We start from the raw sequence: 11,593 nt of genomic DNA, 5'->3' as shown, positions 1-11,593 counted from the left end.
CGCCCTGGTCGTGGCGGCTTTCCACGGCCAACAGGTAAACGGCGTGAGGCCATTTGGGCGACGTCCGACACCGCTGACACACTGTGGTGTGCCCGCGATTGATTTCACGTCGGTATCACCGATCGTCCCGGTCCGAAACCTTGACCTCGCACTCGATCGTTACCGCGGACTCGGATTCGATGCCCGCGCCTACGAAGGACCCGAGCGGTACGGTTTTGCCGATCGCGGATCGGTCTCGATCCACCTCACCGAGTGGGCCGAGCGCGATCCCCTCCGCACGGCCGCGAGTGTGTACCTCTACGTCAGTGACGCCGACGCGGTGTACGCGGAATGGAAGGCGCTGGAGCACCTCGAAGGCCGCTTGATCGCGCCGCACGACACACCCTACGGCTTACGGGAATTCGTCTACGTCGATCCCGACGGCACCGCACATCGTGTCGGCTCACCGCGCGACTAGAAGGCAATACTGTAATATTCACGGTTCGTGGCTTTACAGGAGAAGGCAGGCATGCGGTGACCGAGACGAGGATCGTGCCCGACGACATCGGCGCGTCGGCGGCGACACCGTACTTCGTGCGTGACGGAAGCCATTACGTGCCAACCCAAATCGCCCGCGGAGGGTGGGGACCGTCGCTCAGCGGCCACGTCGCCGGCGGCCTCTTGGGCTGGGCCGTCGAACAGGCCGTCGACGACCCCGAACTGCAACCTGCGCGGCTCACCGTCGACCTTCCGGCACCAACCGCGCTGGAACCGATCGAGGTGCGCACGCGGGTGCGACACGAGCGACGGCGGCTGCGGCTCGTCGAGGCGGTCCTGATCCAGCACGACGCCCCGGTCGCGCGCGGCAGTGCGCTGTTTCTACGGCGCGGCCCGCAACCCGACGGGGACGTGTGGTCACAGCCGGTGCAGATGCCGCGGCTACCGATCGAAGAGGACGGAACCCACCCGTCGCTGTTCATGCGGACGTACGGCTGGGGCGCGGGCGTCCAGAATCCCGATCCTGACTGGGTCAATGCGTCCGGGCAGAAATACACGTGGTTGCAGGAAACACGCCCGTTGATCGACGGCGAGCCGTTCACGGCGTTTACCCGAGCGGCGATGGCCGCCGACGTCACCGCTGCAATCGCCAACTGGGGCACTCAGGCTCTGCAGTTCATCAACGTCGACTACACCCTGACCCTGAGCCGGCTGCCGGAAGGGCCCCATATCGGGCTGGCCGCGCTCACCCACTACAGCAACGAGGGGGTCGCCACCGGGTCGGCCGTCCTCGTCGACCACCAGGGTCCCGTCGGCAGCGCCGTGTCCGTCTCGCTCGCCCACTCGGGATTTCGGCCACCGACCGACGTACCTAGATGACGTTCTGGGAGTTGATCGCCGGCGCGGCACAGCGCGACCCGAACCGCCGTCTGCTCGCCGATGAGCACGGCCGAAGCCTTACCGCGCGTGAGTTTTGTGATGCCGCGTGCGCGACGGCCGCCGCGTTCGCCGAACGGGGGATCGGCGCGGGAACGGTGGTGTCCTGGCAGCTGCCCTCCACGCTCGAAACCATGGTGGTCATGGCGGCGCTCGCCCGACTTGGCGCGGTGCAAAACCCGATAATTCCGATACTGCGGGAACGCGAAGTCGACTTCATCACCGGGCAGCTGGCAACGGAATTCTTTGTGGCGCCCGACTTCTGGCGCGGATTCGACCACGGTGGGCTTGCCCGGGCTTTGTCGGCGGACAAGGGCTTCGAGGTCATCACCGTCGACCTGGAGACTCCGCCCGCCGTCGGCCAGCTGCGGCTGCCCCGCGGCAGCGTCGATACCCTCACGGCGCCAACGGGATCCACCGGCGATACCCGCTGGATCTATTACTCGTCGGGGACCACCGCGACCCCCAAGGGGATCCGTCACACCGACGCGTCGGTGATCGCCGGCTCGACGGGCGTGGTGGGCATGGTCGGCGCGACGAGCCGCGATGTCGATCCGATCGCGTTCCCGATCGCGCACATCGGCGGCGCGGCGATGCTGGCCGCCGCGCTGTTGACCGGTATGCGGCTGGCATTGTTCGAGGCATTCGACCCGGCGACGACGCCGTTTTCCATTGCGGCGCATAACCCTACGTTCCTCGGCACGGCGACGCCGTTCTTCGTGGCGTTCCTCGAGGCCCAACGCGCCCACGGCGATCGGCCCCTGTTCCCCGCGCTGCGGGGCTGCCTGGCCGGGGGCGCACCCATCACACCCGAACTCGGGCGTCAGGTTCGGGAAATCTTCGGAGTGGCCGGGATCGCCAATGCCTGGGGGCTCACCGAGTTTCCCTGCGCCACCTCACCGTCTTTGACCGCCCCGCCGGAGGTCCTCGACCACACCGTGGGCGCGCCGGTAGCGGGGGTCAGCGTCCGCGTGGTCGACGGCCGAGAAGTCGAACTTCCCGCCGGGCGTGAAGGCGAGTTGCGGCTCAAGGGCCCGCAATGCTTCCTGGGCTATGCGGACGCGGCGCTCGACGCCGACGCATTCGACGGGGAAGGCTGGTTGCGCACCGGCGATCTCGGGTTGATCGATGCCGACGGCAATGTTCGCGTCACCGGCCGTCTCAAAGATGCGATCATCCGCAACGCGGAGAATGTTTCCGCGGCCGAGATCGAAAACGTGCTTGTCACCCATCCGGCGGTCGCCGACGTCGCCGTCATCGGGGTGGCCGACCGCAGCGCCGGTGAGCGTGTCTGCGCGGTGGTGGTACCAACTTCAGCCGACAGTGTGTCGCTGGAATCCCTTGTTCAGCACTGCCATTCGCACGGGCTCAGCCGTTACAAGCATCCCGAACGTCTCGTGGTCGTCGATGCGCTGCCGCGAAACCAATTCGGGAAAGTGATCAAGAAAGAACTCCGCGAGACCTTCGGCTGAACGCGCTAGCCGGTCGATGCCGCGGCCTGTCCATGGGCCAGCGCCACCGTCGCGGCGATCATGACCGCGACCGACACGCCCAGTGCTACCAGGCCGACATTGTTGGTGCTCATCGTTTCGCCGAGCACCGTGACGCCGAGAACCGATCCGACGATCGGCTCGGCGACGGTCACGGCGGGCAGCGACGCCGTCAGCGGGCCGGCCCGAAAGGCCGACTGTTCCCACGCCGTCGCGGCGATCGCCAGCACGGCCCAAACGTAGAGCTCGGGCATGCGCAGCAAGGGCATGATCCCGTGGCCAAGCTGGTCGACGACGCCCTTGGTCAACACCGAAAACAGGCCCCACAGCGAACCTGACATCAGGCCCAGCAACAGGGCGCTGGTCCACCCGGAGAAAATCCGCGCACCGATCACGCACAGGATCAGCGCCGGTCCCATGACGAGGGCCACGACGCTCCACATCCTGAATGACCCTCGCGGGTTCCCGGCCTGTGGATCGCCGACGACAACCACCACCGTCACCGCCACCGCGAGGAGCACGGCCCAGATCGCTTGCGGGCGTGTGACTTTGCGGTGGCTTGTCTTCGTGCTGATGACCAACGCGAACAGCAACGAGGTGACCAGTAACGCCTGCACGAGTACCACCGAACCCAGCGCGAGTGCCGCGGCTTGCAGACCGAACCCGGCTCCGGCCACGAGGCTGCCGGCCCACCACCGACGATCGCGGAGCAGCTCGCGAAACAGGGTCCACGTGCCGACGGGCTTGTCTGTGACTTGCTGGGCGGATCGCTGCTCGATCACGTCTCCGATGGCCATCGTCAACGCCGCCGCGACCGCGAGCAGGGCCGCGATGTCCGCCTTCGTCACTAAAGCCTCCCGTGCGTTCGGGTGTGTTTACGCCGCAATGATCTCAACTGCCACACCAGTTTCCGCGTCAGGCGGCGGACAGTTTGCCCGCCTCTTAGCGACAAGTCGGGCGACCAGGCGGGACGCCGCCAACTACCGGTTGTCGCTCGGAGGCGGGCACGACGGACACCGCCGCGGCCAGCGACGCATGTGGCGCATGTGGCGCATGTGACACGCTAGCTGTCGCGCCGGATTTTCAGCACCGTGGTGATCATCGGAATCTGCAGCGGCAGCCGGGCCAGGGCGGCGACTCGCATCGGCCAGGGCTTGCCCCACCACAAGCGGACCATGTTGACGTTGGCCGGGAACACCGCGACGAACAGCAGGGCGGCCGCCAGCGCCGCGGATCGCCGGGTGCGGCGCGGCAACAGCAGCGCGCCGATCGATACCTCGGCGGCTCCCGACACGTAGGTGTACAGCCGCGCGTCTCCAGGCAGCTCGGCGGGAACGATCCCGTCGAACGGTTTGGGTGCCAGGAAGTGGAGGGTGCCGATGCCCATCAGCATCGCCGCGACGCGGTACGCGGCCGCCTGGGCGTTGTCGGGTTTTATGAGGGGGGTTGCGGTCATTGCGCGAGCGTAGCGCTAGGTGTGACCCGGCCGTGGCGTTACGCTTAAGGCGTTTAGTGTAAACTTGGCGCACCGCCCACCCAACAGTTCGAGGTAAACAATGGCCACACCCGTCATCGTCGGAGCAGTCAGGACCGCGATCGGGCGCTCCTTCAAGGGAACGCTCGTCAACACACCGCCCGAGGTTCTGGTCACCACGGTGCTCCCCGAGGTGGTGCGTCGCTCCGGCGTCGACCCATCGGCCATCGACGACATCATCTTCGCCGAATCGCATTACGGCGGAGGGGATCTGGCGCGTTACGCGGCGGCCGCGACCGGGATGGAGGACATTCCCGGCCAGGCGGTGAACCGGCACTGCGCGGGAAGCCTCACCGCCATCGGCAACGCCGCGGCCCAGATCGGCTCCGGGATGGAGCGCGTGCTCATCGCGGGCGGGGTGCAGTCGCTGTCGATGACGCCGCTGATGAACCAGCGAATTCCCGGTCCCGAGCTGAAGTTCGAGGAGCGCTGGCTGCCGCCGACCCATGTCGAGACGCCCGATGCGCCCACCAAGGACATGTCGATCACGGTGGGCTGGAACACCGCGCAGACGGTCGGCATCACCCGCGAGGAGATGGACGCCTGGGCCGCCCGGTCGCATCAGCGCGCCATCGCGGCCATGGACGCGGGCAAGTTCGTCGACGAGATCATCCCGCTGAAGATCACCCAGCTGGACGGTTCGGTGACGGACTTTTCGGTCGACGAGCATCCGCGCCGCGACACCACCGTCGAGAAACTCGCCGCGCTCAAGGTGCTGCACCCCGAGATCGAGGGATTCTCCATCACGGCGGGCAACAGCAGCGGCACCAACGACGCCGCCGCGGCGGTCGCCCTCGTCGACCGCGACTACGCGGAAGCCGAAAAGCTCAACGTGATGGGCACGGTCAAAGCGTGGGCCGCAGTGGGCGTGCCGCCCCGGGACTGCGGTCTGGGTGCGGTCAAGGTGATCGGGAAGGTGCTACAACGCGCCGGCCTGTCGGTCGGTGATGTGGCCCTGTGGGAGATCAATGAGGCGTTCGCCTCGGTGCCGATCGCGGCGTGCCGCGAGTACGGCATCGACGACGAGAGGGTCAATTTCTCCGGCAGCGGCTGCAGCCTTGGCCACCCCATCGCGGCATCGGGTGCGCGCATGGTCACCACGTTGACCTACGAGCTGGCCCGCCGCGGCGGTGGCATCGGCGTCGCCGCCATGTGCGCCGGCGGTGGCCAGGGCGGGGCGGTCGTCATCGAGGTCTAGCGGTCGCGGCTAGTTGCAGAACGTGTAGCCGATGAATTGGGTGTCGCGACCGTTGCCGACGGCGTAGTTCACGTAGTGCACCGCCGGCATTCCGTTGTACTGGGTGGTCATTTTCTGCGCGGTGGGCGGCGGGACATCCTTGGGGAACGCCAGGATCAGGTCGGCGAAAATCCTGAGCCCGACCTGACAGATGGCATCCGGACGCGGCGGCTGCGGATTCCACGCATGCACGACGACCGGATCGGTGAGTTGATAGCCGGCCGCGCAATTCGGGTCGCACATTTTGAAAACGGCGGTGCCGGTCCCGTCGGCGCCCTGGGGTCCCCAGGAGCTCCACGACATGTCTTGCAGCGCAACGGCTACGCTCGCGCAGCCCAGGACATTCAGCTTCTTTGGACGCTCAGCGGGTTGAACCGCTGGGTTGTAGCAGGCCGGAATGGCGAAGCTGCTAGGAGGTGCCGGCTGGGTGGTGGTCGGCGGCGCGGCGCCATTCTGGTGCTGGGCCAGCTTGATCCCGACGAAGCCGAGCCCACCGATCAGCAGCACCGCGAGGACGACACCGATCACGGTCTTGCGCCCCCGCGGAATCCGCCGCGGCCGGCTCGATGAAGAGACGTTGCCGCTCACGTTCACCAGGTTATGGCAGAAATGCCACCCCCGGGGTGGCGGGCGCCGCATGAATCGCGGCGCGGTAAGTTTGGTCAATCCGACCAACATATTGAGGATGGCGATGATCTCCGGAGTGACCGATGAATGACCACGAGCTGGCCGCGCGGCTGGCCACCGAGGCGGGCCGGCTGCTGCTCGGAGTGCGCGACGAATTCGCCGAGTCCGATGCCAGCGAGCGGAAAGCCGCGGGGGACAAGCGATCCCACGACTTTCTCATGGAAGCGCTCGCGAACGAACGCCCCGACGATGCGGTGCTGTCCGAGGAGGGCGCCGACGATCCGGTGCGGCTGCGTTCGCAGCGGGTGTGGATTGTCGATCCGCTCGACGGCACCCGGGAATTCTCCGAACTCGGGCGCGACGACTGGGCGGTGCACGTCGCGCTCTGGGAGGCTGGCGAGCTTGTCGCCGGTGCGGTGGCGCTGCCGGCGCAGGGCATCACGTTGGCCACACCCGACGTTGCCGCGCCTCCCGCCGCACCGGACAAGCCGCGCATCGTGGTATCACGCACCCGGCCGCCCGCGATCGCCTTGGCCGTTCGCGACGCCCTGGACGGCGTCCTGGTCGAAATGGGATCGGCCGGAGCCAAGGTGGCCTCGATCGTGCAAGGTCTGTCCGACGTCTACGTCCACGCCGGCGGTCAGTTCGAATGGGATTCGGCCGCCCCGGTGGCGGTCGCCCGGGCCGCGGGTTTGCACACCTCACGCATCGACGGCTCGGCGCTGGCGTACAACCAGCCGGACCCGAAGCTGCCGGACCTGTTGGTGTGCCGTCCCGAGCTCGCCGCGGCCGTACTCGCTGTCACCGGCTGAGGGCTGCGCGGGGGCGCCTGACACCCACGACCAAAAATGCCGCATTTCAGAAGTATTGACGTTTGGTCCATACTCAGGAGTGTCACTCGATGACCCGACAAGCTCGGGGAGCGGAGCAAGAATGTTGCGCATCGACACCCACCACCACGCCGTCCCCACCGACTACCGAAACCTGCTGCGCAAGACCGGAATTGACGAGGCCGGTGGCCGCGCCCTACCGGAGTGGAGTCCGGAGGGGTCGCTGGAGGTCATGTCTGAAGTCGGTATCAGTACGGCGATCCTGTCGGTGTCCGCGCCCGGTACTACCTTCCTACCGAACTCGGCCGACGCGGCCGCACTGGCCCGAGACCTCAACGACTACCTGGCCACGGTGGTTGCCGCGCAACCGGAGCGGTTCGGCTTTTTCGCTACCGTTCCGATGCCACACATCGACCAGTCCGTCGCCGAGGTGGTCCGATCAATCGACGAACTGCACGCCGACGGCGTGATCCTGTTGGCCAACGCGGCGGGCGACTATGTCGGCCAGGACGGTCAAGACGACCTGTTCGCGGCCCTCGATGCGCGTTCGGCGGTGGTGTTCATCCACCCCGCCGAGCTTCCCGGCCCGACCGTGGACGGAGTCGTACCGTTCGCGGCGGACTTCCTGCTCGACACCACTCGGGCGGCATATCTGCTTGTCCGCAACGAGATTCGCCGCAGGTACCCCAACATCCGGTTCATCCTCAGCCACGCGGGCGGATTCGTGCCGTACGCCTCGTATCGATTGGCGATGGCCATCGTGGGCGACACCGGCCGGAGCCCGGCCGACATTCTGGATGACTTCGCAAGCTTTTACTTCGACACCGCGTTGTCCTCGAGCGCCGCGGCCCTGCCGAGCCTGCTCGCCTTCGCGAAACCCGGACACATCACCTTCGGCTCCGACTCGCCCTTCGCTCCCCTCGAGGTCGCAAAGCTGTTCGCGGCCGGCCTCGAGGCCTACCCCGAGCTCGACTCGACGGCCCACGCTGCGATCGACCGCACCAGCGCGCTGGCGCTGTTCCCGCGCCTTGGGGCGACGCCACCACCGGATCCCGGCGCAGCGCTCGACCAGGCCGTCACTTCGTAAATGAAGCGGCCACGCGCGGCTTGGTGTGGCTGATCAATACCGGCAAACGCTTTTAGCGCACCGCCTGCTGCCAGGCGACGATGCGGTCGGCCAGCTCGGGGCCGCTGTCTTCCTGAATGAAATGGCTGGCGTTGATGCGGGCATGCGGCTGGCCGGCCGCGCCCGGGATGTGCTTGATCAGGGGACGATCAGCGGCACCGAGGATCGGGTCGCGATACCCAAAGATGGTCAGGCACGGTTTGTCCCATTGGCCCAGGGCTTTCCACGCGGCGCGATTGGCCGGAATCGCGGGATCGTCGGGAGAGGTCGGCACCAACTGCGGGAACGCGCGGGCCCCGGCCTGATAGCTCTTGTCGGGGAAGGGCGCGTCGTAGCCGGCCCGCACCTTGGTCGGAACCCTGCGGACGGTCCCGACGGACACCAGGCGGCCGGCGGGCAGCACGGGGGAGTAGCGCGCGAAGGCCCGCCACGCGTAGAAAGCGGGCGGGGTACGTTGCTGGGCCGTAGGGAGAAAACCGTTGGCGATTACCAGCCGCGATATGCGATCACTCTGCTCGGCGGCGATGCGTAAACCGATGAGCGATCCCCAGTCCTGGACGAACAGCGTGACGTCCTTCAGGTTGAGGCGCTCGATCCATGACGTCACCCACTCCACATGGCGCAGATAGGTGTAATCCTCGATCCTGCTGGGCTTGTCGGACCGGCCGAAGCCGATCAGGTCGGGCGCGAGCACCCGGTTTCCGGCATCGGCCAGGGGCGGAATCATCGTCCGGTACAGGTAGCTCCAGGTGGGCTCCCCGTGCAGCAGCACGATCGGTGGCCCATCCGCCGGACCCTCGTCGAGAAAGTGCATTCGCAGCGGCTGAGTGTCGCTTGCCGCCACGTTGAGATAGTTCGCTACGAACGGATAGCCCTCCAGGTTTTCGAATCGGGAGTCCGGGGTTCGCAGCACATCCACATTCAGCTCCTCCGGTGAGCGGGCACCTCTGCAAGCCTCTCTCTCCGAACGCCCCTTCGTCCAGTACGAGATTTCTTTGAGGGTTGTCAGTGGGGGCCACTACACTCCAAAACTCATGGCCATCCGGCACGCGGTTCTGCTGATCGCCGACATCAGCGGATACACCGACTACATGAATTGGAACCGGACGCACCTGGCGCACGCGCAGCAGACGGTGGCCGGGTTGCTGGAGGCGGTTATCGATGCTGGTAAAGGGCTAAAGCTGGCGAAACTGGAGGGCGACGCCGCGTTCTTCTGGGAGCCCGACGGCAATGCCAAAGTGCTGGTGTGTGACCGGCTGTCACGGATGCGCAGGTCGTTCCTCGCGAAGCGGGAGCGCTTTAAAGCCGACATCGCCTGCGAGTGTGCAAGCTGCGTACAGCTGGACAAGCTGTCGCTCAAATTCGTCGTCCACCAGGGTGAGGTGGCCGAGCAGCGGGTCAAACGCCACACCGAGCTCGCCGGCGTCGATGTCATCCTCGTCCACCGAATGCTGAAAAACTCGGTACCCGTAGCTGAATACGTGCTGATGACCGACCCGGTGGCCGAGTGCCTCGACGAATCGACCCGCGGCCTGTGCAAGCCGCTGATCCACGACTTCGCCGGGATCGGAAACACCTCGACGCACTACATCGACCTCGCCACGTCCGAGGTGGTGCCGACCGTGCCGGAGCGCGGCTTCTTCGGCCGGCTGGGAAAGACGACGAAGTTCGAATTGAGTACGCTGCCGTTCCTACTGCGCCTCAAGAAGCCCGCTGAGGGCTTCCGAAACCTGGGCCGGGGCGTCGAGGAAATCCCCGCCTAACTGAAAATCGCTGTTTCAGAAGAACTTCGGCGCTCATCGCTGCGCAAGCGCGCGGCCCATTCGCGATACCGCCTCGGTGAGAATCGCTTGCGAGGTAGCGAAGTTCAGCCGCACATGTCCGGCTCCGCCGGTACCGAACACGTGGCCGGAACTGAGCGCGACGCGGGCGTGATCGAGGAACCAGCGGGCGGGCCCGGATAGATCGGCTACCACCGCGAGTCCCTCGGTTTTTTCTTCGTCGAACCCGAGCGCTCGGCAATCGAGCCACGCGAGGTAAGTGCCTTGCGGCCGTAGACATTTCACTCCGGGCAGGTGTTCGGCGACCAGATCGCCCAGCAATGCCCGGTTCGCGTCCAGGCCCGGCAACAGCGCGTCGAGCCACGCGCCGCCGGTCCTGAACGCTTCGGCGTGCGCGATGATGCCGAGGTGGCTGGGCCCATGCCCGACCTCCTCCGGCATGCGGCGCAGGTCCGCGGCCGACTCCGGACCGGCAATGGCCAGGGCCGCCTTCAGCCCGGATAGGTTCCACGCCTTCGACGCCGACGTCAGGGCGAACGCGTTCTCGGCACCGGGAACGGTCAGATACGGGACAAAGCGTGCGCCGGGGAGGATGACCGGTGCGTGAATCTCGTCCGACACCACCCGGACTCCGAAACTCCGGGCGAGTTCGGCAACCCGGCGCAGTTCGTCGAACGTGTGCACCGCGCCCGTCGGGTTGTGCGGATTGCACAGCAGGTAAGCGGCCTTCCCGCCCGAAGCGCACGCACAGGTGAACGCTTCTTCCAAGGCGTCCAAATCAATTCGGCCGTCGGCGTCCAGGGGCGATTCGATCACGCGGCGGCCGTCGTGCGAGACGAAAGCATAGAACGGCGCGTACACCGGTGAGTTGACGACGACCGCGTCGCCGCGGTCGGTGACCAGACGCAGCGTCTCGACGATGCCGAGCATGACGTCCGGAACGGTCGCGGTGCGGCGGACCTCCAGGTCGTGCCATTGCCAACGCCGCGAAGCGAATTCGCCGACTGCCTCGGCGAACGCGTGGCCGGCGGGATAGCCGGTATCGCCAATGTCGATGGCTGCGCGGAGGGCGTCGGCGATAGTCGGCGCGAGCTGGACGTCCATCTCCGCGACCCACAGCGGCAGCACGTCGGCCGGGTGCGCGCGCCACTTCATGCTGGTCCGGAGGCGCAGCTGCTCCAGCGTGAGTTCCTCGAGCGGGTTAACCGTCACTCGGGCAGACTAAGTGGCGAACGCGTGCTTTGGAATCGTCAGCGGCAAGTCCACGGAACTCAGCAGGCCGGGTTCGGCGGCAACGACATACGGCACCGCGTTAACGACTCGCATTGCGGTGGCGACCATCGCGCCCGCCCCCGAGGTCATTCCGCCGACGCCGGCCTTGTGCGGATCCCTGAGTGTCGCCGCCATGCTGCAGTCGATGTCGGGGTCGCCGGTGATCATGACGCGGTAGGACAGATCGCCGATCCCGGTCGGCCAGTCGGGGGCGACATCGTGCGCGAGCCGGGTCACGTGCTCGATGACGATGGCCTCGTGACCGTCGACCACCCCGATCGCC

Annotated in this window: 12 protein-coding genes and 1 pseudogene; 7 read left to right on the top strand and 6 right to left on the bottom strand. The window is 66.8% G+C overall.

Translation table 11 applies throughout. The features are described 5' to 3' along the window. Window positions 1-97: 97 nt before the first annotated feature. The 3 genes from A5745_RS13435 to A5745_RS13425 are packed head-to-tail and all read left to right on the top strand — an operon-like array spanning window position 98 to window position 2,885. Entirely contained in the window at window positions 98-457 is a 360-nt protein-coding gene (locus tag A5745_RS13435) for a VOC family protein (RefSeq protein ID WP_076116642.1), read from the top strand. 56 nt (window positions 458-513) lie between these two features. Beyond that, the gene (locus A5745_RS13430; RefSeq protein WP_371336937.1) at window positions 514-1,356 is read left to right on the top strand and encodes an acyl-CoA thioesterase domain-containing protein; all 843 of its coding nucleotides are present in this window, start codon (window positions 514-516) and stop codon (window positions 1,354-1,356) included. Continuing rightward, the gene (locus A5745_RS13425) at window positions 1,353-2,885 is read left to right on the top strand and encodes a class I adenylate-forming enzyme family protein (protein WP_076116536.1); all 1,533 of its coding nucleotides are present in this window, start codon (window positions 1,353-1,355) and stop codon (window positions 2,883-2,885) included. The genes A5745_RS13430 and A5745_RS13425 overlap by 4 nt, the downstream gene beginning before the upstream one ends. 5 nt (window positions 2,886-2,890) lie before the next feature. On the opposite strand, the gene A5745_RS13420 is transcribed toward A5745_RS13425, so the two are convergent. Beyond that, window positions 2,891-3,751 carry a DMT family transporter gene (locus tag A5745_RS13420; RefSeq protein ID WP_076116534.1) on the bottom strand — a complete coding sequence of 287 codons (861 nt, stop codon included), beginning with the start codon at window positions 3,749-3,751 and terminating at the stop codon, window positions 2,891-2,893. Between the two features lie 215 nt (window positions 3,752-3,966). Further along, on the bottom strand, window positions 3,967-4,359 hold the full coding sequence (locus A5745_RS13415; RefSeq protein WP_076061012.1) for a hypothetical protein: 393 nt from the start codon (window positions 4,357-4,359) through the stop codon (window positions 3,967-3,969). A 100-nt stretch (window positions 4,360-4,459) separates the two neighbouring features. Between A5745_RS13415 and A5745_RS13410 the strand changes: the two genes are divergently transcribed. After that, a complete protein-coding gene (locus A5745_RS13410) occupies window positions 4,460-5,635 on the top strand; it encodes a thiolase family protein (protein ID WP_076061014.1) in 1,176 nt (391 codons plus the stop codon). A 9-nt stretch (window positions 5,636-5,644) separates the two neighbouring features. On the opposite strand, the gene A5745_RS13405 is transcribed toward A5745_RS13410, so the two are convergent. After that, complete coding sequence (locus A5745_RS13405; RefSeq protein WP_076061194.1) at window positions 5,645-6,202, bottom strand: hypothetical protein; 558 nt, start codon at window positions 6,200-6,202, stop codon at window positions 5,645-5,647. A gap of 182 nt (window positions 6,203-6,384) precedes the next feature. On the opposite strand from A5745_RS13405, the gene A5745_RS13400 reads away from it, so the two are divergent. Continuing rightward, a complete protein-coding gene (locus A5745_RS13400; RefSeq protein WP_076116532.1) occupies window positions 6,385-7,113 on the top strand; it encodes a 3'(2'),5'-bisphosphate nucleotidase CysQ in 729 nt (242 codons plus the stop codon). Between the two features lie 121 nt (window positions 7,114-7,234). Next, a complete protein-coding gene (locus tag A5745_RS13395; RefSeq protein ID WP_076116530.1) occupies window positions 7,235-8,218 on the top strand; it encodes an amidohydrolase family protein in 984 nt (327 codons plus the stop codon). 52 nt (window positions 8,219-8,270) lie between these two features. On the opposite strand, the gene A5745_RS13390 is transcribed toward A5745_RS13395, so the two are convergent. Beyond that, window positions 8,271-9,176 (bottom strand): haloalkane dehalogenase, encoded by a 906-nt coding sequence (locus A5745_RS13390; RefSeq protein ID WP_076116528.1) that lies wholly within the window; start codon window positions 9,174-9,176, stop codon window positions 8,271-8,273. A 115-nt stretch (window positions 9,177-9,291) separates the two neighbouring features. On the opposite strand from A5745_RS13390, the gene A5745_RS13385 reads away from it, so the two are divergent. Beyond that, entirely contained in the window at window positions 9,292-10,020 is a 729-nt protein-coding gene (locus A5745_RS13385) for a DUF2652 domain-containing protein (RefSeq protein WP_076061020.1), read from the top strand. A gap of 33 nt (window positions 10,021-10,053) precedes the next feature. Here the strand turns inward: A5745_RS13385 and A5745_RS13380 are convergent, their stop codons facing one another. Then, window positions 10,054-11,250 carry a MalY/PatB family protein gene (locus A5745_RS13380; protein ID WP_076116526.1) on the bottom strand — a complete coding sequence of 399 codons (1,197 nt, stop codon included), beginning with the start codon at window positions 11,248-11,250 and terminating at the stop codon, window positions 10,054-10,056. A 9-nt stretch (window positions 11,251-11,259) separates the two neighbouring features. Then, window positions 11,260-11,593, bottom strand: a pseudogene (locus A5745_RS13375) (dihydrodipicolinate reductase); the annotation flags it as partial.

Origin of the sequence: Mycobacterium sp. IS-2888, assembly GCF_001954215.1 — a bacterium.
Taxonomy (GTDB): domain Bacteria; phylum Actinomycetota; class Actinomycetes; order Mycobacteriales; family Mycobacteriaceae; genus Mycobacterium.
The sequence above is the reverse complement of the archived record's forward strand: the minus strand, read 5'-3'. Positions and strand labels throughout refer to the sequence as shown.

What these genes read in the sequence shown, in the direction of transcription:
- A5745_RS13400 (WP_076116532.1), top strand. Translation starts at nt 6,385, where the DNA reads ATGAATGACCACGAGCTGGCCGCGCGGCTGGCCACCGAGGCGGGCCGG.
- A5745_RS13415 (WP_076061012.1), bottom strand. Translation starts at nt 4,359, where the DNA reads ATGACCGCAACCCCCCTCATAAAACCCGACAACGCCCAGGCGGCCGCG.
- A5745_RS13395 (WP_076116530.1), top strand. Translation starts at nt 7,235, where the DNA reads ATGTTGCGCATCGACACCCACCACCACGCCGTCCCCACCGACTACCGA.
- A5745_RS13410 (WP_076061014.1), top strand. Translation starts at nt 4,460, where the DNA reads ATGGCCACACCCGTCATCGTCGGAGCAGTCAGGACCGCGATCGGGCGC.
- A5745_RS13385 (WP_076061020.1), top strand. Translation starts at nt 9,292, where the DNA reads ATGGCCATCCGGCACGCGGTTCTGCTGATCGCCGACATCAGCGGATAC.
- A5745_RS13425 (WP_076116536.1), top strand. Translation starts at nt 1,353, where the DNA reads ATGACGTTCTGGGAGTTGATCGCCGGCGCGGCACAGCGCGACCCGAAC.